The sequence below is a fragment of the Primorskyibacter sedentarius genome, from assembly GCF_004342065.1.
In the GTDB taxonomy this organism is placed as follows: Bacteria; Pseudomonadota; Alphaproteobacteria; order Rhodobacterales; family Rhodobacteraceae; genus Primorskyibacter; species Primorskyibacter sedentarius.
On record NZ_SLZU01000002.1, the window covers coordinates 440,296 to 463,710 of the forward strand.

At 62.6% G+C, this 23,415-nt stretch carries 19 protein-coding genes; 6 read left to right on the forward strand and 13 right to left on the reverse strand.

What is annotated here, in order from left to right; translation table 11 throughout:
• Nucleotide 1 precedes the first annotated feature (1 nt).
• The 10 genes from EDD52_RS05915 to EDD52_RS05960 all read right to left on the reverse strand — a co-directional run bounded on the left by EDD52_RS05915 (nucleotide 2) and on the right by EDD52_RS05960 (nucleotide 11,086).
• On the reverse strand, nucleotides 2-1,114 hold the full coding sequence (locus tag EDD52_RS05915) for an ABC transporter permease (protein WP_132242802.1): 1,113 nt from the start codon (nucleotides 1,112-1,114) through the stop codon (nucleotides 2-4).
• A gap of 94 nt (nucleotides 1,115-1,208) precedes the next feature.
• Nucleotides 1,209-2,123: a sugar ABC transporter substrate-binding protein gene (locus EDD52_RS05920; protein WP_132242804.1), complete on the reverse strand. Its 915-nt coding sequence runs from the start codon at nucleotides 2,121-2,123 to the stop codon at nucleotides 1,209-1,211.
• Between the two features lie 394 nt (nucleotides 2,124-2,517).
• On the reverse strand, nucleotides 2,518-3,516 hold the full coding sequence (locus tag EDD52_RS05925; protein WP_132242806.1) for a P1 family peptidase: 999 nt from the start codon (nucleotides 3,514-3,516) through the stop codon (nucleotides 2,518-2,520).
• A gap of 78 nt (nucleotides 3,517-3,594) precedes the next feature.
• The gene (locus EDD52_RS05930) at nucleotides 3,595-4,335 is read right to left on the reverse strand and encodes a glucose 1-dehydrogenase (RefSeq protein ID WP_132242808.1); all 741 of its coding nucleotides are present in this window, start codon (nucleotides 4,333-4,335) and stop codon (nucleotides 3,595-3,597) included.
• Nucleotides 4,336-4,350: 15 nt separating this feature from the next.
• Nucleotides 4,351-4,659, reverse strand: coding sequence for a DUF1294 domain-containing protein (locus EDD52_RS05935; protein ID WP_132242810.1), 309 nt, complete (start codon nucleotides 4,657-4,659; stop codon nucleotides 4,351-4,353).
• The gene (locus tag EDD52_RS05940; RefSeq protein ID WP_132242812.1) at nucleotides 4,652-6,103 is read right to left on the reverse strand and encodes an aldehyde dehydrogenase family protein; all 1,452 of its coding nucleotides are present in this window, start codon (nucleotides 6,101-6,103) and stop codon (nucleotides 4,652-4,654) included. The genes EDD52_RS05935 and EDD52_RS05940 overlap by 8 nt, the downstream gene beginning before the upstream one ends.
• Nucleotides 6,090-7,712, reverse strand: coding sequence for an ABC transporter ATP-binding protein (locus EDD52_RS05945; RefSeq protein ID WP_132242814.1), 1,623 nt, complete (start codon nucleotides 7,710-7,712; stop codon nucleotides 6,090-6,092). The genes EDD52_RS05940 and EDD52_RS05945 overlap by 14 nt, the downstream gene beginning before the upstream one ends.
• Entirely contained in the window at nucleotides 7,709-8,536 is an 828-nt protein-coding gene (locus tag EDD52_RS05950) for an ABC transporter permease (RefSeq protein ID WP_132242816.1), read from the reverse strand. Before EDD52_RS05950 ends, EDD52_RS05945 begins: the two co-directional genes overlap by 4 nt.
• Entirely contained in the window at nucleotides 8,533-9,477 is a 945-nt protein-coding gene (locus EDD52_RS05955; RefSeq protein ID WP_132242818.1) for an ABC transporter permease, read from the reverse strand. Before EDD52_RS05955 ends, EDD52_RS05950 begins: the two co-directional genes overlap by 4 nt.
• Before the next feature lie 130 nt (nucleotides 9,478-9,607).
• Entirely contained in the window at nucleotides 9,608-11,086 is a 1,479-nt protein-coding gene (locus EDD52_RS05960; protein ID WP_132242820.1) for an ABC transporter substrate-binding protein, read from the reverse strand.
• A 160-nt stretch (nucleotides 11,087-11,246) separates the two neighbouring features.
• Here EDD52_RS05960 and panB point away from each other — a divergent pair, with 160 nt between their 5' ends.
• The 4 genes from panB (at nucleotide 11,247) to EDD52_RS05980 (ending at nucleotide 17,006) form a co-directional block, all read left to right on the forward strand.
• Nucleotides 11,247-12,086, forward strand: a complete 840-nt coding sequence (panB, locus tag EDD52_RS05965; RefSeq protein ID WP_132242822.1) for a 3-methyl-2-oxobutanoate hydroxymethyltransferase — start codon at nucleotides 11,247-11,249, stop codon at nucleotides 12,084-12,086.
• Nucleotides 12,083-12,940, forward strand: a complete 858-nt coding sequence (gene panC / locus EDD52_RS05970; RefSeq protein ID WP_132242824.1) for a pantoate--beta-alanine ligase — start codon at nucleotides 12,083-12,085, stop codon at nucleotides 12,938-12,940. The genes panB and panC overlap by 4 nt, the downstream gene beginning before the upstream one ends.
• Before the next feature lie 209 nt (nucleotides 12,941-13,149).
• Complete coding sequence (locus EDD52_RS24255; RefSeq protein ID WP_132242826.1) at nucleotides 13,150-15,996, forward strand: calcium-binding protein; 2,847 nt, start codon at nucleotides 13,150-13,152, stop codon at nucleotides 15,994-15,996.
• Between the two features lie 164 nt (nucleotides 15,997-16,160).
• Entirely contained in the window at nucleotides 16,161-17,006 is an 846-nt protein-coding gene (locus EDD52_RS05980; protein ID WP_132242828.1) for an urea carboxylase-associated family protein, read from the forward strand.
• Between the two features lie 6 nt (nucleotides 17,007-17,012).
• Here the strand turns inward: EDD52_RS05980 and deoD are convergent, their stop codons facing one another.
• The 3 genes from deoD to EDD52_RS05995 all read right to left on the reverse strand — a co-directional run bounded on the left by deoD (nucleotide 17,013) and on the right by EDD52_RS05995 (nucleotide 20,208).
• Complete coding sequence (gene deoD, locus EDD52_RS05985) at nucleotides 17,013-17,717, reverse strand: purine-nucleoside phosphorylase (RefSeq protein ID WP_132242830.1); 705 nt, start codon at nucleotides 17,715-17,717, stop codon at nucleotides 17,013-17,015.
• 21 nt (nucleotides 17,718-17,738) lie between these two features.
• Nucleotides 17,739-18,050 carry an H-NS histone family protein gene (locus EDD52_RS05990; protein ID WP_132242832.1) on the reverse strand — a complete coding sequence of 104 codons (312 nt, stop codon included), beginning with the start codon at nucleotides 18,048-18,050 and terminating at the stop codon, nucleotides 17,739-17,741.
• 181 nt (nucleotides 18,051-18,231) lie between these two features.
• On the reverse strand, nucleotides 18,232-20,208 hold the full coding sequence (locus EDD52_RS05995; RefSeq protein ID WP_132242834.1) for a protein meaA: 1,977 nt from the start codon (nucleotides 20,206-20,208) through the stop codon (nucleotides 18,232-18,234).
• Between the two features lie 219 nt (nucleotides 20,209-20,427).
• On the opposite strand from EDD52_RS05995, the gene EDD52_RS06000 reads away from it, so the two are divergent.
• Nucleotides 20,428-21,801 (forward strand): 1-acyl-sn-glycerol-3-phosphate acyltransferase, encoded by a 1,374-nt coding sequence (locus EDD52_RS06000; protein ID WP_132242836.1) that lies wholly within the window; start codon nucleotides 20,428-20,430, stop codon nucleotides 21,799-21,801.
• Nucleotides 21,802-21,936: 135 nt separating this feature from the next.
• Entirely contained in the window at nucleotides 21,937-23,223 is a 1,287-nt protein-coding gene (gene ccrA, locus EDD52_RS06005) for a crotonyl-CoA carboxylase/reductase (RefSeq protein WP_132242838.1), read from the forward strand.
• Nucleotides 23,224-23,415 lie beyond the last annotated feature (192 nt).

A 23,415-nucleotide genomic window follows, 5' to 3' on the forward strand; every position in this document is an offset into this window, starting at 1 on the left:
CCTAGATCCCCCCCGTGATGCGCTTGCGGATACGTTCATTGGCAAAGACCGCCGCCAGCAGGATCGCCCCCAGGAAGACGCGGAACCACGCGCCGTCGATGGACGGGATGAAAAAGACCGCATTGGCGACCAGCCCCACCGTGATCGCCCCGAAGGCCACCCCGATGATAGAGCCGAAACCGCCCGTCATCAGCGTGCCGCCGACAACCGCAATCGCGATGGCAAACAGCTCCATCAGGTTGCCCTTGGCCGCGTCAGAGGTGTTGGTGTCAAAAACCTGGCAGGCGGCAAACATCGTGGCGCAGAAGGCCGTGAACATGAACAAGCCGACCTTCACCCGGTCAATCGGAACACCATTTGCGCGCGCGGCTTCCTTGTCGTCGCCCGTGGCGTAGATCCAGTTTCCCAACTGCGTGCGCCCCATGATGAACCACGCCACGCCGACGATGATCAGCCACCACATGAACCGCGCATCGAACCCGTCGACCCATTGTTCACCGCGCCGGTTCAGGTTGCCGCCAAGCGCGAACCAGATGTCATAGAACCAGCCAAAGACCCGGCCGCCAAGGATATCTGCGAACCAGCTCGTCTCTTTGAAATCCTGCAGGCCCGAAATCTGCGTCGACTTGTTGATGACGCGAAAGCTGACCTCTGTGACGCCGCGCATCAGGAACAGGAAGGCCAGCGTGACGATGAAGCTCGACAGGCCAGAGCGTACAACGATCGTTCCGATCAGCCAGCCGATGCCCAGGGTCATGATCAGGGTCAGGAAAAAGGCCGACATCGGGGTTGCTTCGCCCAGGCCGAAAGGCAGGCCCCATTTCAGCATCATCGCCATGGACATGCCCGCAAAGCCGATCATGGACCCGATGGACAGGTCGAATTCGCCCGCGATCATCAGCGCTGCCGCGCCGGTCGCGATGATCCCGTATTGCGCGATGATCGCGATGTTGTTCTTCAGGCCAAGCGCGTTGAACGCCTTGAAGTCCGACGCGAATGCCAATGCCACGATGATGACGATCATCACGATGAAAGAACCGATTTCAGGTCGGCGGATCAGCCGTTCAAATCGGCTCTCCTTCACGAGTCGGTCGGATTCACTTCGGTCTGACATATGCGCCCCTGCCCTGTGATGTCATGAGTGTCGTACGAAATGGTCCAAGCGAAGGGATCTTCGCCTGGACCAGATGTTGAGCCGGGTGGGCGACCTAGCGGTCGATGCCCGCCAGTTCTTTCACGGCTGCTGCGTTCGAAGCATCCACAAAGCCCGGACCGGACGGGATGTTCGCACCCGGCAGAAGGCCGGCACTGTTGTTGTACAGGTGCAGAACGATGACCGGCATATAGCCTTGCAGACGCTGCTGCTGATCGATCGTGAAGGATGCCTGACCGGCATCGATCATGTCCATGACCCCGGGGCTGAGGTCAAAGCAGGCAAGGTGAACATCGGCGCCGACTTCCTCGACGGCGGCGTTGGCAGCTTCGCAGACATGCGGACCTACGGCGAGCAGGCCGTCAATCTCCGGATCGGCCTGCAATGCGGCAGCCGTCCGTGTCTTGATCTGGGCCACGTCATTGGACACGTCGATCTGGTTCAACTCGGCACCCATCGCGTCGAAATAGCCGGTGCAGCGGTCGACAAGCGCGGTGTTGAACGCCTCCTGGTTCAGGCAAAGACCCTTGGTCACGCCTTCGGCCTTGGCGCGGGTGCCTGCGGCAACGCCGGCGTCACGCTCGGGCTGGCCGACATGCATCAGCGCGCCAAGTTCCTTCGAGGATTCGAGGCCGGAGTTGATCGTGACCACGGGAATGCCATCGGCAACGGCGGCCTTGATCGCCGGTCCCAGTGCCGCGGCATCGGGCAGCGATACGATGATGCCATCGGGCTGCGATGCGGCGGCCGCTTCGATCAGCTTGGCCATTGCCGCCATGTCGCCGGAGACGTCGAAATTGTATTCCAGCGTGGCACCCACGTCTTCGGCGGCGTCGCGCCCGCCTTTTTCGACGACCGGCCAGAACGGATCTGTGCCTTGGGTGTGGGTGATCATGACATAGCGTTCTTGTGCCACAGCAGTCGACGCCATCATTGCGAGCCCGAGGCCCGCAAGTACGAGTTTCTTCATTAGAGTCCTCCCTGGACAAACAGCTGCCGCCCCATCCCGATTTTTATCTTGCCGGAACATGAGCGACGCCCAAAGCGAGCCTTCCACACAAAACCTTTCAACTCAACCCGGATGTTTGCGCTAATATCAGGCAAAATCGCGGGTGATTTGCCCAGATCACATGGTGGTTTGGGTTTCGCAGACATGGTGACGTTGCGGCACCTTGTGTTGCGATTTGAACCGCCGCGCCGCTGAGATGAGGCCGCGATTCGGTATGCCGGTTCGGGTCTTTTCCAAGACAACACGCCGCCGTCGGGACGTTCGGGATACACCGCCGACGTGCCTTGGCCGGGTCGGGGCGCGGGATGATTTCTCGTTTGCGCAGGTCTGGCCCGGCACCGGCTCCGGTCCGGGATCAGGTGCTGTAGCAGGGCAGCGCGTCGCCGTCCCGGGGCGTCGCGGCAAAGACCCCCCGCGCGATCGCCCGGGCGAGGCAAAGCGCTGCGGCGTGACCGATCTGCGCAAGCTCTCCCACCGGGTCCCCAAGCGGTCTGGCCCCTGTGGCTGCGGCAAAAATCAGGTCGCCGTCTACCGGGGAATGCGCCGGAAGGATGGCGCGTCCGATCCCGTCATGGGCCGCGACGGCCATCCGCTTTGCCTGTGCCTTGGACAGGGCCGCATCGGTGGCGACAACGGCAATGGTGGTATTGGCGCCCGCAACCCCGCCGATCAGCGCGCTCTTGCGGCTTGCGGTCATTGCGCCCAACCCGCCGCGCGGATCGGGGCCAAGCCCGCCGAACTCTGCGCCGATTTCGTAGGGGGCGGCCCAGAAATGGCGCTCTCCAGGGGTTGTGACAGAGCCCATCGGATTGACCGCCACCAGGGCGCCAACCGTCAGCCCGCTTTCCAGCACCAGCGAGGCAGACCCCAGCCCGCCTTTCTGCATCGCGGTCAGCGCGCCCGTGCCTGCGCCGTGGCTGCCGATCTCGAACCCGACATCCGCCGCCGCATAGGCGCGATGCCCCAGCGCAGGGTAGGGGTTCTCGGCCCAGTCCTTCGCGCCGCCATTCACCAGATCAAAGATGATCGCGGCAGGGACCAGCGGCACGCGCGCGGGCCCCACGGCAAAGCCGCGGCCTTCTGCCCGCAGTGCGGCCATGGCGCCATCGGCGGCTGCAAGGCCAAAGGCAGAGCCCCCCGACAGCACCAGCGCATCGACGGCAGGCGCGGTCTTGTCAGGGTCCAGAAGGTCGGTCTCTCGGCTGCCCGGCGCGCCGCCCATCACGGCGCAGGAGGTCACAAATGGCGCGTCGGCGGTCAGGACCGTGGTGCCGGATTTCAGGGTTTCGTCTTGGTCATTGCCGACCCGCAGGCCCGCAATATCGGTGATCAGGTTGCGCGGTCCGGGGGTCATGTCGTCATGCTCCGTCATGTAGGGGTGCGGGCCAGCCAAAAGGCACCTCGTCAAGCGAGGTGCGGGGATACGCCGGTGTCAGATGCAGCGCCCGCCATCGACTTCCATGCAGACCCCGGTGATGAGGCTTGCCTCGTCCGAGCACAGGAAAGCCGCGGCGTTGCCCATGTCCTCGGGGGTGGAAAACCGCCCCATCGGGATGGTCGACAGGAACTTCGCGCGCATCTCGGGCGTGTCCTCGCCCATGAAGCTGGCCAGAAGCGGCGTCTCGCCTGCCACCGGGTTCAGCGCATTGACCCGGATGCCCCTGGGCGCCAGCTCTACCGCCATCGCCTTGGTTGCCGTGTTCACCCAGCCCTTTGATGCGTTGTACCAGTTCAGGCGCGGGCGCGGCGACAGCCCGGCTGTGGACGAGATATTCAGGATGGTGCCCGCGCCCAAAGCCTTCATCAGCGGAACGACAGCGCGTGCGGCCAGATAGATCGCCTTGCAGTTCACCGCAAAGACCCGGTCGAAATCCTCTTCCGAGACGTCCTCCATATCGGCGGGCAGGTGGGTGACGCCGGCATTGTTCACAAGGATGTCGATCCTGCCAAAGCCGTCCTGTGCCGCGGCAATCATCGCGTCTACGCTCGGGCCGCTGGTCACATCGGCCGTTTGCGCCAGACCGTCGATCTCTGCCGCGATCTCTGCCGCCGCCGCCGCGTTGATGTCGGCCACCATGACGCGGGCGCCTTCGGCGGCAAATTTTCGCGCGATGCCCGCCCCGAACCCGGAACCCGCGCCGGTGACGATGGCGGTTTTTCCTTGCAGACGCATGATATTCTCCTCCGGTCAGATCAGGCGCAGGACGGCCCAGCCGATCACCGCTACGATGTTCCAGACAAGGGCAAGGTTCAAGAGCGTGGCAAAGGGTTGCTTGCGTGTCTTGTGCCGGAACAATGCCTGCGCGGCTTTGCCCCCGACGGCCCCACCCACCGCGGCAAAGGTCAGCAGGCGCCTTTCAGGTTGGCGCCATCCGCCCTGCCGCGCCTGCCATTTGTCGATACCGAAGAGCGCGAAGCAAAGCACGTTCATCGCCAACAGCGCGGCCATCACTTCCAGCGCAGGGATCGCGCGGATCAGGTCCAGAAGCTCAGCCATGATAGGCCGCCACGGTTTTCAGCGCGGTAAAGCCGTACAGCGCCTCGAACCCCTTTTCGCGTCCGTGGCCGGACTTGCCGACACCCCCGAAGGGCAGCTCTACCCCACCGCCCGCGCCGTAATTATTGATGAACACCTGACCAGAGCGCAGCCGTTTGGCCAGCCGCATCTGGCGCGCGCCATCGCGGGTCCAGATACTGGCGACAAGGCCGTAATCGGTGCCATTGGCGATGGCGATGGCCTCTTCCTCGCTGTCAAACGGGATAAGCGCCTGCACAGGGCCAAACACTTCGTCACAGGCAAGGCGGTGGTCAGGCGGCACATCGGCCAGCAACACAGGCGCGACGTAATGGCCGGACGGGGGCGCGCTGTCGGCGATACTGCCGCGCGCGGCCACCTCCAGACCTTTGGCGGCGTCCAGATACCCCTCCACGCGCGCCTTCTGCCGGGCAGAGATCAGCGGACCGAGGTCGCGATCCTCCAGCGCGGGGCCGGCCACAAGGGCGCGGTAGCGCGCGGCCATACGGTCCAGCACCTGGGCATAGACGGCGCGTTCCACAAGGATGCGCGACGAGGCAGAGCAGGTCTGCCCGGCATTCTGAATGCCCGCGTTCACAAGGAAAGGGAGCGCCGCGTCGATATCGGCATCGGCAAAGACGAGCTGCGGGGATTTTCCGCCCAGCTCCAGTGTGACCGGAATGACATTGCGCCCCGCGGCCTGCTGCACGTCGGCCCCTGTGGCGACAGACCCGGTAAAGGACATATGTTGGATGTCGGGATTGGCGGAAAGGGCAGCGCCCGCCTCTGCCCCCAATCCCGGCACGACATTCAGCGCACCGTCCGGCAGGCCCGCGTGGCGCGCCAGATCGGCGAAGGCCAGCGCGGTCAGGCAGGCATCCTCGGCCGGTTTCAGCACGCAGGCATTGCCCGTGGCCAGTGCCGCCCCGACGGATCGCCCGATGATCTGCATCGGGTAGTTCCACGGCACGATATGGCCCGTCACCCCGTGCGGTTCGCGCATCGTGTAGACGGTATAGCCGTCGAGATAGGGGATGGTCTGGCCGGTCAGCTTGTCGGCAGCGCCCCCGTAGAACTCCATGTACCGCGCCAGTGCCAGCGCATCCGCGCGCGCCTGTGTCAACGGTTTGCCGACATCCAGCGCCTCCAGCAGGGCAAGGTGGCCTGCCTGCTCTGTCACCAGCTGACCCAGCCGTGTCAGGACGCGCCCGCGCTCTGCCGCCGTGAACCGCCCCCAATCGCCGTCGCGGGCGGCTTGTGCGGCGGCGACCGCGGCGTTGATCTCTGCCGCCCCGCCCCGCGCGATCTCGCCCAGCGCGCTGCCATCAGACGGGTTGGTCAGCGGCAAGGTGCCCGCCTCGGCAGGGCGCCACGTGCCGCCGATCAGCACATGCGCGGGATCAAATGGCAGGTCAGGCAGGGGCATGGGGGCTCTCCGGTGTGATCTCTGGCAGGCGCGGGGCCGCGTCCAGCAATTGCCTTGTGTAGGGGTGCTGCGGGTCGGTGTAGACCTGTTCTGTCGGGCCGTCCTCCACGATCCTGCCATGGCGCATGACCAGCACCCGGTCGGTGATCGTGCGCACGACGGACAGGTCATGGCTGATGAACAGGTAGCTGAGGCGATATTGCCGCGACAGATCGGCCATCAGGTCAAGGATCTGTGCCCGCACCCGGACATCCAGCGCCGAGACAGCCTCGTCAAAGACGATCAGTTCGGGCCGGATGATCAGCGCGCGGGCGATGGCGATCCGCTGCCGCTGCCCGCCGGAAAAGGCGTGGATATATCTATCCGCATCCCCGGGCGAGAGGCCCACGGCCGTCAGGGCCTCGGCGATGCGATCTTGCCGCTCGGACGCGCCGGGCTGGGCGGGCAACAGATGAAAGGGCTCGGTGATCAGCTTGCCGACCCGGTGACGCGGGTTGAAGCTGCCGTAAGGGTCCTGAAACACCACCTGCATCTTGCGCCGGACCTCCAGATTGGGGTGCCCGTGCGCAAAGACCGGCGCCCCGTCCAGCAGGATGCGGCCTTCCTGCACCGGCTCCAGCCCCAGAATGGCGCGGGTCAGGGTGGATTTGCCGCAGCCGCTTTCGCCCACCAGCCCGACCCGGTCCCCCTGCATCAGGGCAAAGCTGACGTCATTCACGGCGCGGAAATTCTGGCGCGGCATGAAAGGCAACCGGCGCGGCAAAGGATAGTCGCGCGACACCGACTGCACCTCCAGCAAAGGCCGATCGGCGGGCGGGTGCGGCGGCAGGCTTACCCGGTGGCCCGACGCTTCGAACAGCTGCCGGGTATAGGGGTGGGCCATCCGCGCAAAAAGCTGCCGGGTCGGCCCGGTTTCAACCACCTTGCCGCGCTGCATCACCGCGATGTCATCGGCCATGTCGCTGACCACGGCCAGATCATGGGTGATCATCAGCAGGGCCATGCCCTCTTCGCGCACGAGGCTTTGCAACAGGTCAAGGATCTGCGCCTGCGTGGTCACGTCCAGCGCGGTCGTCGGCTCATCCGCGATCAGCAGCTTGGGGCGCAGGGCAATAGCCATGGCAATGACAACGCGCTGGCGCTGCCCGCCGGACAGCTCGTGCGGATAGCGCGTCAGCGGAAAGCGGTCCTGCGGCAGGCCCACCCTGCCCAGAACCTGAGCCGCGCGGATACGGGCCGCCTGCCGGTCGGCGGCACCGTGGATCAGGATCGTCTCGGCCACCTGATCGCCGATGGTCTGCACCGGGTTCAGCGCTGTCATCGGCTCCTGAAAGATCATGCCGATGTCATTGCCGCGCAGATCGCACATCTGGGCTTCGGTCCTGGTCAGAAGATCGGTGCCACCCAAACGAATGGCGCCCGTGGCCCTGGCCCGGCCCGGCAGCAACCCCATGACGGCCAGCGCTGTCATCGACTTGCCCGATCCGCTTTCGCCGGTCAGCGCAAGGATCTTCCCCGCGGCCAGCGTCAGGGAAACGTCATCAAGGATCGTCTTGCCGTTTATGGCAACGCTCAACCCCTCGACGCTCAGCAGCGTGTCGCCCGTCATGTCCGCACCACCCGGATGCGCGGGTCCAGCAGGTCGCGCAGCCCGTCGCCCATCAAGTTGAGCCCCAGCACCGTCAGCATGATGGCAAGACCGGGAACCAGCGCAAGATGCGGGGCAAAGCTGACCATGGTCTGCGCCTCCGCCAGCATCCGGCCCCAGCTGGGCGTGGGCGGCTGCGCGCCAAGGCCGACATAGCTGAGGCCCGCTTCGGCGAGGATGCCAAGGCTGAACTGGATGGTGCCCTGCACGATCAGCAGGTTCATCAGGTTGGGCAGGATATGTTCCATGCTGATGCGGGTGCGGGATTTGCCGCAGACGCGCGCGGCAAGGATGAATTCCCGCTCCCACAGGCTCAGCGCCGCGCCGCGTGTCAGCCGGGCAAAGACGGGGATGTTGAAGATCCCGATGGCGATGATCGCGTTGATGGCACCGGGCCCCGCGATGGCGGTGATCAGGATGGCGATGACGAGGCTGGGAAAGGCAAAGATGAGGTCATTGCCGCGCATGATGACCTCGTCCAGCCAACCGCCCTTGCGCGCTGCCGCCGTCAGGCCCAGCGGCACGCCCGCGCCCATGCCGATGCCGACAGCCACCAGCGCCACGGCGATGGAGGTGCGCGCACCGACCATGATCATCGACAGGATGTCCCGCCCGAAATGATCCGTCCCAAGCAGGTAGTCACCCCCCGGCGCCTTGAGTTTCGCCGCGATGTTCAGCTTCTCGACGTCATAAGGCGTCCAGACAAAGGAGATCAGCGCCAGCGCGACGAAAAGCAGGCTGAGCCCGCCGCCAAGCAGCAGATTGCGGCTGCGCCAAAGGCTCATCTGCGCGACCTCAGCCGGGGGTCGACGACAGCATAGGCCAGATCGACGGCGAAATTCACCACGATCACGGCAAAAACCAGCAGCATGACGACGGATTCTACCACGATCAGGTCGCGCTGGGTGATCGCCTGAAAGACCAGCCGCCCAAGGCCGGGCAGAAAGAACACCTGTTCGATGATAATGGCGCCTGCCAGAAGAAAGGAGAATTGCAGCCCGATGATGGTCAGCACCGGGATCAGCGCGTTACGCAGCCCGTGGCGCCAGATTGCCTGTCGTGCGCTCAGCCCCTTGGCGCGGGCGGTGCGCATGAAATCCTCGCCCAATATGTCCAGCAGGGCAGAGCGCATGACCCGCGTCAGGATCGCCGCCTGCGGCAGCGCCAGCGCGATGGCGGGCAGGGTCAGCGCCTTGAGTGCCAGCAGCGGATCCTCCCAGCCCGGAAAACCACCGGCAGAGAACCAGCGCAAGTTGATCGCAAAGACCAGCACCAGCATCATCGCGAACCAGAAATTGGGGATGGCAACGCCCAGCTGCGTGGCCCCCATCACCCCCATATCGCCCGCGCTGCCCCGCCGCGCAGCCGCGAACAGCCCGGCAGGAAAGGCGATCAGCGTCGACAGCGCCAGCGCCATCAGCGCCAGCGGAAGCGACACCCACAACCTGTCCGAGATCATCTGCGCCACCGGCGTGCGGTAAGTATAGGACATGCCGAAATCACCCGACACCATGCCCGACAGCCAGCCAAGGTAGCGGGCGTGTTTCGGCATATCCAGCCCCAGCTCGCTGCGCAGTGCGGCCACCGTGTCAGGCTGGGCGTTCAGCCCCAGCATGAAGGAGGCCGGATCGCCCGGCGCCACCTCCACGACCAGAAAGATCACAAGGCTCGCCACCAACAGGCTGATGACCAGAGAGGTCAGCCGTTTGAGCAGATAGGTCAGCATCCGGCCGCCGGCAGATACGCAAACGACCCCGCTGCCACCGCGCTTTCGGGCAGGGACAGTGACGCTTTGCACGCCCGCCCGCCCGCAAAGCCGGACGACCGGCCCACGCTGTCAAAGAGCACGGGCAGGCTCATTCCGTCCAGCGCACCCCGGTCAGATCGGTGGCCTGCGTCGGCTGGTTCTGCCACAGCCCTTCGATCCTGGCATTGGCAACCGTCGGGAAGGCGAGCTGGAAGAGATAGCCGTTGACGTGATCCTCGGCGATCATGCGTTGGGCATCCTTCAACAAGGCAGACCGCGCTTCGGGATCGGTTTCAGCGTTCAGCTTGTCCATGATCGCCACGAATTCCGGCTTGCCATATTGGAAATAGTAATCGGGCCGGGCGTAGATGCCGATATCCATCGGCTCGGTATGGCTGACGATGGTCAGGCCGAAATTCTTGCCGCGAAAGACTTCCTCCAGCCATTGCGCCCATTCAAGGTTGCTGATCTCGGTCTGGATGCCAACCTCGCGAAGCTGTGCGGCGATGATCTCGCCACCCCGACGGGCATAGGAGGGCGGCGGCAGCTTCAGCGTGGTGGTGAACCCCTCGGCCAGACCCGCCTCTTCCAGCAATTCGCGGGATCGATCCGGGTCAAAGCCGGACAGGTCGACCAGATCGACGTAATCCGGGTTATGCGGCGCGAAATGCGTGCCAATCGGCGTGCCAAGGCCGAACATCGCGCCGTCAATGATGGCCTGCCGGTCAATCGCATGGGCCACGGCCTCGCGCACCAACGGGTTGTCGAAGGGCGGCTGCTTGTTGTTCATCGCCAGAATGGTCTCGCCCTCGGTCGACCCCACGATGACCTGAAAGCGCGGGTCCGCCTCGAATTGCGGCAGGTTTTCCGGCGCGGGGAAGCCCACGAACGCATCGACATCCTCTGCCATCACGCTGGCAAAGGCCGCCGTGGGATCAGAGATGAACCGGAAAGTGGCCGTTTCCAGCGCCGGGGCCTCGCCCCAGTACTCGGCATTGCGCTCCAGCTCGATCCGGTCCCCCTGCACCCAGTTGGCGAATTTGAACGCGCCGGTGCCGACGGGGCTGGACTTGATGCCCTCGATGCTTTCGGGCGCGACGATAACCGCATCGCCCCAGGCCAGATTGAACAGCAAGGCGCCATTCGGCTGGCCCAGCGTGATGCGCACGGTTGCGGGATCGACCGCCTCGACCGTGTCAATCGCCTCGAACAGGGCCTTCTGCGCATTGGTGCTGTCCTCTGCGCGGGCACGGTCGAGGCTGAATTTCACGTCCTCCGCGTCAAAGCTGCTGCCATCATGGAACGTTACCCCCTCTTGCAGGGTGAACGTATAAGTCAGCCCGTCTTCGGAGATGTCCCAGCTTTTGGCCAGACCCGGCACAACCGACCCATCGGCGGCAAAACGGGTCAGCCCCTCAAAGACATTGGCATAGAGCACGGAATCAATCGCACCGGCGGCGGCGCTGGTGGGGTCCAGATGCGGTGGCTCCAGCTGCATGGCCACGGTTATGCCCGTCTCGGCCGCATGGGCCGCCACGCCTGCGCCGATGGCGATGGCCGCAAGGGCCCCGAGTTTCAGTCGCTTCATCGTCCTATGCTCCGCTGCTTCGGGCCATCCGGGACCCAGTCCGTCAGAGTTTTGACGCGAATCGCAGCGTGTTCAAGCGGATGCTGCAAAATGTGCGGTGGCAAGACGGCGCGGTTTTTGCTATTTCGCCATCGCAGCATCGGAGGTGGAGGAAACAACGATGAGTGCTACAGCAGCCAAGAAACGGCCCTTGCCCGTTGATATCCGCGCCCGCAAGGGCGGCACGCCGCTGGTCAGCCTGACCGCCTATACCACGCCGATGGCCCAGATGATGGACGCCCATTGCGACTTTGTTCTTGTGGGCGACAGCGTTGGCATGGTGCTGCACGGGCTGCCCTCGACGCTGGGCGTCACGATGGAGATGATGATCTTGCACGGGCAGGCGGTGGCACGCGGGCTGGATACCGCGATGATGGTCATCGACATGCCGTTCGGATCCTACGAGGAAGGCCCGGAGCAGGCTTTCCGCAACGCAGCACGGCTGATGGCCGAAACCGGCGCAGGTGCGGTAAAGCTGGAAGGCGGCGTTGCGATGGCCGAAACCATCGGCTTTCTGGTCACGCGCGGCATTCCGGTGATGGCGCATATCGGGCTGACCCCGCAATCGGTGAACACGCTTGGCGGCTACCGCGTTCAGGGCCGCGATGCAGAGGGCGAGGCCGTGATGGCCGATGCCCGCGCCGTGTCGGATGCCGGGGCCTTTGCCGTCGTGCTGGAAAAGGTGCCGCAGGGCCTGGCTGACCGGATCACCGGCGACATCCCCATCCCCACGATCGGGATCGGTGCCTCTGCGGGCTGCGACGGGCAGATCCTCGTGGTGGACGACATGCTGGGGCTATTCACCGCCTTCAAGGCCAAGTTCGTCAAACGCTACGCGCATCTGGGGCAGGACGGCGAGGCCGCCATTGCCGCCTATGCCGAAGAGGTGCGCGCCCGCACCTTCCCCGGCCCGGAACATGTCTTTGCCGATACCGCCCCTGCGAAGGCAGCCAAGACGTGAGCGGCGTCCCCATCCTGCGCAGCCGCGCAGAGCTTCGCGGCGCGGTTCGCCGCTGGAAAGCCGCCGGAGAGGTCATCGGCGTGGTGCCCACGATGGGCGCGCTGCATCAGGGGCATCTCAGCCTCGTGCGGGCCGCGAAAAAGCATTGCGACCGGGTGGTCGTGACGCTTTTCGTCAACCCCAAGCAGTTCAACAATCCCGAAGATCTGGAAAACTACCCGCGCACCGAAGTCGAGGACGCGGCCAAGCTGGTGCCCTTCGCGGTCGATGCGCTTTACGTGCCCGATGGCGAACAGATGTATCCCGCCGGATTTGCCACGACCGTATCGGTGGAGGGGCTGACCGATGTGCTTTGCGGCGCGCACCGGCCCGGCCATTTCGACGGGGTGGCGACCGTGGTGACCAAGCTTTTCCTGCAAACCGGGGCCGACAAGGCGTTTTTCGGAGAGAAGGATTTCCAGCAATTGCAGGTGGTCACGCGCATGGCGCGCGATCTTGATATCCCGACAGAGGTGGTAGGCTGCCCGACGATCCGCGAAGAGGACGGTCTTGCCATGTCCTCGCGCAACCTTCTGCTGTCGGACAGGGCGCGCATTCCCGCGCCGGTCCTGCACGAGGCGATGCAGGATGTCGCGGACGGGTTGGCGCGCGGCGAGGCGTTCGATGCGCTCAAAACCGCAGCAGAGGCCCGCATTCTGGCCGCAGGCTTCACAGAGGTCGAATATTTCGATCTGCGCGCCTGCGACGACCTCAGCCTGCTGGATGCGCCCGACCGGCCCGCGCGCCTTCTGGCAGCCGCATGGCTGGCAGGGGTCCGGCTGATCGACAATATCGGGGTGCCTGCGCGCGGCTGACCCCGCAATCCCCGCCCTTGGCGTCACGTAATCCCGATTGGGGTGTGGATATAAGGCGCGCGTGGATTTAGCCTGTTGCCCATGTATCGCAAAGCAATAAGAGTTCTTTTCTTTGAAAGATATTCGGGTTAATTGCCCGGCCGATCTTTTGACTTGCGCAAAAATGCCCCGCAATATGCCTGTAATTCATTTGAAACCGGAGATTTTTAATGACGACCTATAATCTGGACGCCATTTTTGCACGCTACGATGCCAACGACGAATTGGTGGAGGCCGGGATGCGCACTGTGTCCTTCGTGATGGCGCCGGGGGCTGACACCTTCACCTATACCGTGCTCGAATCCTACAGTGGCGACGGGGCCGAAATAGAATTCACCGGTCTCGATATTCAAACCCTGTATCTGGACGGGGTCGTAGTGACCAACCAGGTAGACGCCTTTCTTACCTCCGTGAGTTTCGGCAACGGAGACACCACGCAATATGTTGCGCTACAGGAGGCGGATCAATTCGAGGAAGTCTATATCGTCCGACTGGGCGGTGACCCGTTTCCGACAGTCAATTCGGTGGCCCAGTTCGAGGCGGTGGGCGACTCCATCACCAGTTACGCGGTAGTCACGACCGGCCCCCTGGCACCGGATCGGCCCATTCAAATCAATTCTCTGCCGGGTGTCACCTCCACGCAGAATGACCGGATCGTCGGAACCGTATTCAACGATGAACTCGATGGCGGCATCGGGAACGACACGATCTTCGGTCTGGAAGGTCACGACACTCTCTTTGGCGGCGATGGCAATGACACGCTGCGCGGGGGCGACGGCAGTGACGACCTGACCGGTGGCGATGGCACCGATTACATCAATCCCGGATCGAATTTTTACGGCACTGATTACATCGAGGCCGGGCGGGGCAATGACACGATCGATTACAGCGACAACGAATATACTGGCTGGCAGGTTCTCAGCTATCGCTGGGGCGACTTCACCTCGGGCATTACTGCCAATTTCGACCTTGCGCAGAATACCGCGACTGTCTCCAAGCCGGGTCGTGAAACGGACACGATCCGCAACGTCACAAAGGCGACCGGCGGCGATGGGCTGCGGCTTGAGGGGACTGAAAACTCCGACACGTTCAATGTCCGCTCTGCGGAGGACCAGTATATCGACATTCGGGGCATCCAGGGTGACGACATCTACAACCTGACGCTGGATGGTGGCACGATTGCCGTGGACCTGCGCCTTGGAGGGCAGGCGATCTCTTTCGATGGCCAGAATGATCGGATCTGGAATGATGGTTACGGCGACACCGATATCTTGAACATCACCCGGGTGGATGGGACGGACGGTGTGCTCCAGATCTGGGCTGGCGATGGCAATGACAGCCTGATCGGCACCGATGGCAGAGACCGTTTCATCACCGAACGCGGCAATGACACTGTGGATGGCGGCGCCGGGTGGGATGTGATCCGCTATAATCTCAACGATGTCGGCGCTGTATCCGTAGACCTGACCGAAGGGAAGGCCACTGGCACGTGGGACGGACAGTCTTTCACGCACACGCTCAGCAACCTCGAAGAAGTGATCGGCTCCCGGTATGGGGATGACACGTTAATTGGCGATTGGCGGGACAACTCGCTTTTTGACTTTGACGGCAACAACTTGCTGGAGGGGCGCGGCGGTGCGGACGACCTGTTCGGCGGCGACGGCAATGATACGCTGCGTGGCGGCAGCGGGGATGATTATCTGTACGGCCATGACGGCGATGACCACCTGATCGGCGGGACAGGCTACAACATTCTGTCCGGCGGCGATGGAAACGATCTGATTGATGCATCCAAAGCGGATTTTGTTGCCGGACAAGATCATAACGACTTCGTCACGCCGGGGCTGGGTCAGGACACGATCATCGGCAGTCAGACAGCCTGGGACAATGGCAGCGGCATCATCCTGTCCTATTTCAATGTCTCAGGCGTCGGTGGCCTGACAATCAGCGCCGCCAGCGGTCGAGTGACGAGCGGCACCGGGGCCGTCGATGACACTTTCACCTATGCCAACTCTTTTTCTGGCTCGCAGGATGCAGACCGTATCATCGGATCGGCGCAGGATTTGGAAAGGTTCCAGGGGTTTGCGGGCGATGACACGATCAATGGCCGCGAAGGCATTGATCAGGTCAGCTATCTGGGGGCTGTGCTCGACGGCTACCCCGGCGGCATCGTCGCTGATATGCAGACCGGGCGGGTCACGGACCCCTACGGCGACACGGACCGCCTGTTCAATATCGAACGGATTCTCGGGACGGACGCCGGTGATACAATGGTTGCAGCCGATGCCGGGGGCATGACCTTTTACGGTATGGGCGGCAACGACACCTTGCAGAGCGGTGACGGCAATGACGTGTTGCGCGGCGGTGATGGAGCGGACAAGCTGATCGGCGGTACGGGCCGGGACGACCTCTCTGGTGGCGATGGAACCGACACACTGATTGGCGGAGATGGCGACGACTTTATCTTTGGGGGCGATACCGAAGCCGACCTGCGCGATGTCGTTTATGCCGGCGAAGGAAATGACAGCATTGACGGCGGCTGGGGCAACGACTCGCTGCGCGGCGATGGTGGCAATGACACGATCGCGGGTGGGTTCGGCGCCGATACCGTGCTGGGCGGCGATGGCGATGACGTCATGACCGGCTCGGCCTTCTCGGACCGCTTGTCCGGTGGCAATGGCGACGACTTCATCAATGGGGGCTTCGGCTTTGACCGGGTCGGTGGCGACGCAGGTGCGGACAAGTTCTTTCATGTCGGCGTCAAGGGCCACGGTTCGGACTGGGTCCGCGACTATGACGCCGCCGAGGGTGACCTGTTGGTAAGCGGTATCCGTGGCTCTACCGCTGCCGACTACCGCGTCAATTTCGCGGGATCGGGGGCTGGTGATGCAAACGTGGCCGAGGCTTTCGTGCGCTACATTCCCACCGGCCAGACCCTGTGGGTGCTGATCGATGGCGGCGCGCAGACAGAGATCAACCTGCAGATCGGCGGCGTCACCTACGACCTGCTGGCCTGAAGGCGGGCATGCAAAGGGGCGTGGGGCTTGCGCCTCACCCCCGCCCCTGGTCAGAACGGCTCTTACAGATACGCGGCCGCCCCTTTGTTTTTTGCCAGCGATACAGGGCTTCCCAGACCGCGGCTTTCTGACTAGTCAGGACTCAAATGCCAAAGAGGGTCCAGATGTCACAACTGCCAGCAGATGCAGATGCCCGCCGCGCGGTGGCGCCCGTGATCTGCTATCCGGTCGAAACCCTGCCACAGCCCGACATGGCGCTTTACCGGCGGGCCCGCGAAGGGGCGACCAAGGTTGCGCAATGGCGTGTCGCCCCTCGGGATGCTGCAAGCTTTCGCGTGGATGCGGGCCAGTTTTTCCGCATCACCAGCATCGAAGGCCCGCAGGTCGGTGACCTGAACCTCTGGAATGCCAATGACCTGTCCGAAAGGTTTTACTCTGGAAAGACGCGCGCGCTGCACGGCACGCACCTGACCGAAGGGCAGCGGATGTGGACCTCTTTCCCGGCGCTGCGTCCGATGGCGACGGTGATGTCTGACAGCCTGTCCTGGTACGGCGCGGACGAGTTTGGCGGGCGGGTGCATGATGTGATCGGCACGCGTTGCGACCCCTATACCGGCAACCTGCTGTCAGGGACGCAATACCACCATTGCTGCCATTCCAACCTGACGCGGGCGCTGGCCGATGCCACGGGCATGTCTCTGGCCGAAGCGGAACCCCATGTCCACGACGTGCTCAACGTCTTCATGTGCACGGGGTTCACGCGCGACACCGGCCAGTATTTCATGAAGGCAAGCCCGGTGCGCCCCGGCGACCACCTGGAATTCTTTGCCGAGATCGATCTTCTGGGCGCGCTCAGCGCCTGCCCCGGTGGCGATTGCGGCCAAGTGCATTCCAGCGACACCGCCGCCTGTTACCCGATGCTGATCGAGGCTTTTGCACCCGCACCGGGCGCGCTTGAGGGGTGGGAACCGCCCGTGCGCAACGGATATGACCGCAGCCACGGGCGATAGGCAAGGTCAGGCGAAAGCGGATTCCAGCGCGATCTCGACCATGTCGCCAAAGGATTTCTCGCGATCCTCCGAAGGCAGCGCCTCCCCGGTCAGCAGATGGTCGCTGACCGTCAGCACGGCCAAAGCCCGCACGCCATGGCGCGCCGCGACATTATATAGCTCTGCCGCTTCCATCTCGACGCCCAGAATGCCGTGGCGGGTCATCTGTTCGTTCAGATCAGGCCGTTCGTCATAAAAGACATCCGCAGAATAAATGCCGCCGACATGGGTCGTCACACCCTTTGCCTCGGCAGCCGTCACAGCCGCGCGAAGCAATGACCAATCCGCGCAGGGCGCAAAGTTCAATTCCCGGAATATTCCGCGCGACGGGGTCGATACGGAACTTGCCGTCATTGCGACAATCACATCGCGAATGCCGACGCTATTCTGCATTCCACCGCAAGAGCCGATGCGGATCAGCGTCTTTGCACCATAATCGCGGATCAATTCATTGGCATAGATCGACAGCGAGGGCATTCCCATTCCCGAGCCGTGAATCGTAACCTCGTTTCCGCGCCACGTGCCGGTGAATCCCAGCATGCCACGGACTTCATTTACAAGGCGCGGGGCGGTCAGAAACGTTTCTGCCGCCCATTTCGCGCGATAGGGATCGCCCGGCATCAACACGGTCTGTGCGATATCGCCGGGCTTTGCACCAATGTGGATTGTCATTTGCGATCCTTCACAGAACCGTCAGAGTTCAAGATCTTCCAATGGCTTGCCATTGTCGAGATGCTCGATCACCCATTTCGGCTTGCGGCCGCGACCGGTCCAGGTCTGCGAGGGATCTTCGGGGTTCACGAATTTCGCAACACCCTTGGTCTTCTTTCCACCGGTCGTGGAGGCATTCAGCTCTGTCAGCGAAAAACCGAACTCTCTCGCGGCATCCTCTGCGGCTTTCAGGGCTTCGGCACGACGACGGGTTTCAACCGTATCAAGCGCCTTTTCGACATTCTTTTTCAGGGCCGTCAGCTCTTCGCGGGACATGCCGGACAGGTCAATCATGGGTTAACTCCTTTGCAGTTTTTAGGAAATAAAGGGAAAGGAGTAATAAATGGCAAGCGTCAATTTGTGTCAATTAACGCCATATCGCGTCCAAATCACATAAAAAGCAAGTGCCCACACACCAAAAAGGATATGTGGGCACTCATTTCAACAATTATCGGCAGAGTTTTGCCGATATTGGCTATTCGGCGGCGACTGCGGCGGGGTCTACCAGCGTGACGATATCCTGCATGATGGTATTCAGCTCGAAATCCTTTGGCGTGTAGACCCGCGTCACGCCCATTTCCAGCAGGCGCCGCGCGTCATCGGCGGGGATGATGCCGCCCACGATCACCGGAATGTCGCCCAGCCCGGCGGCGCGCATCCGTTCCATCAGGTCCTCGACCAGCGGGATGTGACTGCCCGACAGGATCGACAGCCCAACCACATGCGCGCCATCCTGCGCGGCCTCGACGATCTGTTCCGGGGTCAGGCGGATGCCTTCATAGTCGATCTCCATGCCGCAATCGCGCGCACGGAAGGCGATCTGTTCGGCGCCGTTGGAATGCCCGTCCAGCCCCGGCTTGCCCACAAGGAACCGCAACCGCCGCCCCAGCCGGTCGCTGACCGCATCCACGGCGGCGCGCAGATCATCCAGCCCTTCGATCCGGTTGCTGACCGACCGCGACACGCCGGTCGGCCCGCGATATTCGCCATGCACGGCGCGCATCTGCTGCGCCCATTCGCCGGTCGTCACGCCCGCCTTTGCGGCGGCAATCGACGGCTCCATGATATTGCGCCCCTCGCGGGCGGCACTGCGCAGATCGGCCAGCGCCTTTTCCACGGCCTCCGCATCGCGCTCGGCACGCCAAAGGTTCAAACGGTCGATCTGTTCCTGTTCGACCGCAGGGTCGACAACCATGATCCCGCCATCCTCGTCCATCAGCGGGCTTGGCTCGCTCTCGGTCCAGCGGTTCACGCCGACGACGATGGTCTCATTCCGTTCGATCCGGTTCACACGTTCGGCGTTGGATTCAACCAGCCGCGACTTCATGTAATCGATCGCACCAATCGCGCCGCCCATGCTGTCGATATTGGCAAGCTCTGCCCGCGCGCCTTCCTTCAGCGCCTCGACCTTGGCATCCACCGCCGGGTTGCCATCGAACAGATCCTCGTATTCCAGCAGGTCGGTCTCATAGGCCATGATCTGCTGCATCCGCATCGACCATTGCTGATCCCAGGGGCGCGGCAGGCCAAGCGCCTCGTTCCAGGCGGGCAATTGCACGGCCCGCGCGCGCGCCCTTTTGGACAGGGTCACCGCCAGCATCTCGATCAGGATACGGTAGACGTTGTTTTCCGGCTGCTGCTCTGTCAGGCCCAGTGAGTTCACCTGAACGCCGTAACGGAAGCGGCGGAACTTCGGGTTCTCGACGCCGTAGCGGTCTTGCAGGATCTCGTCCCACAGATCGACAAAGGCGCGCATCTTGCACATCTCGGTCACAAACCGGATGCCCGCATTCACAAAGAACGAAATCCGCCCGCACAGCGCCGGGAAATCCTCGGTCGGGACGCGGGTTTTCAGCTCGTCCAGAACGGCAACGGCAGTGGCCAGCGCAAAGGACAGTTCCTGCTCCGGCGTCGCACCCGCCTCTTGGAGGTGGTAGGAACACACGTTCATCGGGTTCCATTTCGGCACATTGCGATAGCAGTATTCCGCGACATCCCCGATCATCTTCAGCGATGGTTTCGGCGGACATATATATGTGCCGCGCGACAGGTATTCCTTGATCAGGTCGTTCTGCACCGTGCCTTGCAGCTTGGATACATCCGCGCCCTGCTTTTCAGCCACCGCGATATACAGCGCCAGCAGCCACGGCGCCGTCGCGTTGATCGTCATGGAGGTGTTCATCTGTTCCAGCGGGATCTGGTCGAACAGCGCTTCCATGTCGCCCAGATGGCTGACGGGCACGCCCACCTTGCCGACTTCGCCCCGGCTCAGCACGTGATCGCTGTCATATCCGGTCTGGGTCGGCAGATCGAAGGCCACCGAAAGCCCGGTCTGTCCGCGCGACAGGTTGGATCGGTACAGCTCGTTCGAGGCCTTGGCGGTAGAGTGGCCGGCATAGGTGCGGATCAGCCAGGGTCTGTCCTTCGGGCGATCATTCGGCGTGTCGGTCATGGTCGGTCCTCGCGGTTCGGGCGCTCATATCTAGCGAAACATTATTTCGTCAGGACGTGGATATGCGAAACTTTATGGCATTGTCAATTCGCCGCGCTGCGGCATCCGATGAAAAGAGGGCTTTTGTACATTTAGACGGTACAAAAGGCACAAAAGGCCTCAAACTCGCGCGCAATCTGCAGGCTTGCCCAATGGCGCGCGGGCTGCGATTCTGCCCGAATGACAAGCACTGTCGAGCTGCCGCTCTGGCTGTTTCTGCTGATCCTTCTTTTCGCCGCTGTCACCGCGGCGAGCCATTTGCTGTTCCCGTCGGTTCGCTGGTTTCTGCGGCGCCGGATGGAAAGGGCAGTTTCCAAGCTGAATCAAAGGCTTGCCCGTCCAATCGAGCCGTTCAAGCTGCTGCGCCGCCACGATGCGATCCAACGGCTGGTCTATGATCCCGAAGTGTCGAAGGCGATTGTCGAACACTCCCGCGAAACCGGCGAGCGCGAGGATGTCGCCTTTGATCGTGCAAAGCGCTATGCCCGTGAAATCGTTCCCTCTTTTTCCGCTTTCACCTATTTCAGCATCGGGATTCGCGCCGCCAGATGGCTGTCGAAGGCGCTTTATAACGTCCGGGTGGGCCAGTTTGACGAAGAGGAATTCCGCAGCATCGACCGCGAGTCGACGCTTGTTTTCGTGATAAACCACCGCTCCAACATGGATTACGTGCTGGTCACCTATCTCGCGGCCAAGCAATCCGCGCTCAGCTACGCGGTTGGGGAATGGGCGCGGATCTGGCCTTTATCGTGGCTTATCAAGAGCATGGGCGCGTATTTCGTGCGTCGCCGGTCGCGCAATGCGCTCTATCGCAAGGTCATGGAACGCTATGTGCAGATGGCCACGCAGGCGGGGGTTGCGCAGGCGATCTTCCCCGAGGGCGGGCTAAGCCTCAACGGTGCGCCCGCCGCGCCAAAGCTGGGATTGCTGCAATATATATCAAAGGCTTACGATCCGGATGGCCGTGATATCGTCTTTGTTCCGGTCGCATTGAACTATGACCGGGTGCTCGAAGACACCATCCTCGTCGCCGCAGATCGCTCCGGCGAACGCCGGTTCCGCGCCAGACTGTGGGAGATTGCAGGCTTTCTGGGCCGCCAGGTCTGGCGCAAGCTGCGCGGACGGCTCAAACCCTTCGGGAACGCGGTTGTGAATTTCGGCAAGCCCCTGTCATTGCGGGATTTTCAGGCGCAAGGCGGCGCGATTGATGCGGAAGGTCTGGCGCATATCCTGATGGGCCGCATTGCCCAGGCCGTGCCCATCCTGCCCATCCCGGCCATCGCCACCTGTCTTTTGCATCGTCCGTATAGCCGCGACGAACTGATCTCGGCGATTGGTCTGCTTCTCAAATCCGAACCCGGCGCCGACATCGGGTTCACGCCCGAAACCCTGCCTGCAGAGATTGATGGCGCGCTCGAACAACTGCTCGGCCGCGACCTCATCCTGCAGCAGACTGAAAGCTACGCCCCCAATCCCGAACGCATCGATATCCTTCGCTTTTACGCGAACTCCATCCAGCATTTGCTGCCGGGTGACGCTGCGCCTGCATCCTGATTGCTGCATTGGCTCGGTCATAAAATTACAAAATACGCACTAATGTTGTTGCAAAGTTTCGCGTAGGTGGATATTTCCGTGGAAACGCCGCGATTCTGCGTTGCGGCACGGACATGAGCAGCGAAGGAGGCCACCATGGCTCTGGATACGCAAACCGGCATTGCAGCCTACGATGCCCCGGAAAAAGACCTCTATGAGATCGGCGAAATGCCCCCGATGGGCTACGTCCCCAAAAAGATGTACGCGTGGAACATCCGCCGCGAACGTCATGGCGAGCCGGACAAGTCCTTCCAGCAGGAAGTCGTGGACACGTGGGAAATCGACAGCCACGAAGTGCTGGTCTTGGTCATGGCCGCGGGCGTGAACTATAATGGCGTCTGGGCCGGACTGGGTCAGCCAATCTCGCCCTTCGATGTGCACAAGCAGGACTATCACATCGCAGGGTCCGACGCCTCGGGCATCGTCTGGGCGGTCGGCGACAAGGTGAAGACCTGGAAAGTCGGCGACGAGGTCGTGATCCACTGCAACCAGGATGACGGTGACGACGAAGAGTGCAACGGCGGCGATCCGATGTTCTCTCCTACCCAGCGGATCTGGGGTTACGAGACGGGCGATGGCTCTTTCGCGCAGTTCACCCGCGTGCAGGCACAGCAGTTGATGCCGCGCCCCAAGCACCTGACCTGGGAAGAAAGCGCCTGTTATACGCTGACGCTGGCCACGGCCTACCGGATGCTGTTCGGTCACCACCCGCATGAGCTCAAGCCCGGTCAGAACGTGTTGGTCTGGGGTGCGTCGGGCGGTCTGGGGTCCTACGCGATCCAGCTTGCGAACACCGCCGGTGCCAACGCCATTGGCGTCATCTCGGATGAAAGCAAGCGTCAGTTCGTCATGGATCAGGGCGCCAAGGGTGTCATCAACCGCAAGGACTTCAATTGCTGGGGCCAACTGCCCACGGTGAACAGCCCTGAATATAATGAATGGCTGAAAGAGGCCCGCAAATTCGGCAAGGCGATCTGGGACATCACCGGTAAGGGCGTCAGCGTCGATATGGTGTTCGAACATCCCGGCGAGGCGACATTCCCTGTCTCGACCCTCGTGGTCAAGAAAGGTGGCATCGTGGTGATCTGCGCGGGCACGTCCGGATTTAACTGCACGTTCGACGTGCGTTACATGTGGATGCACCAGAAACGCCTTCAGGGCTCGCACTTTGCCAATCTCAAGCAGGCCGCATCGGCAAACAGACTGATGATCGAGCGCCGCCTTGATCCGTGTATGTCAGAGGTGTTCCCGTGGGAGGAGATCCCCGGCGCGCATATGAAGATGCTGCGCAACGAGCACAAGCCCGGCAACATGGCCGTTCTGGTGCAAGCGCCGCGCACCGGTCTGCGCACGCTAGAGGACGCTCTCGAAGCCAGAAGCTGATCTATCGGTCTTTGGACCGGCCCCTATCGCCCGCGAATCGGCTGCCGCCGTCGCGGGCGATTCGCGTTTCTGGAGCGGATCGTTTTGGTTCAGGGGGTTAAAATTACAGTTCTCCCTATTTTTGGGGAGTTGGTTTTCGCGAATTTATTAACGCAGACGCTACATGTTATAGTTGAGTTAACCTTTCATTAA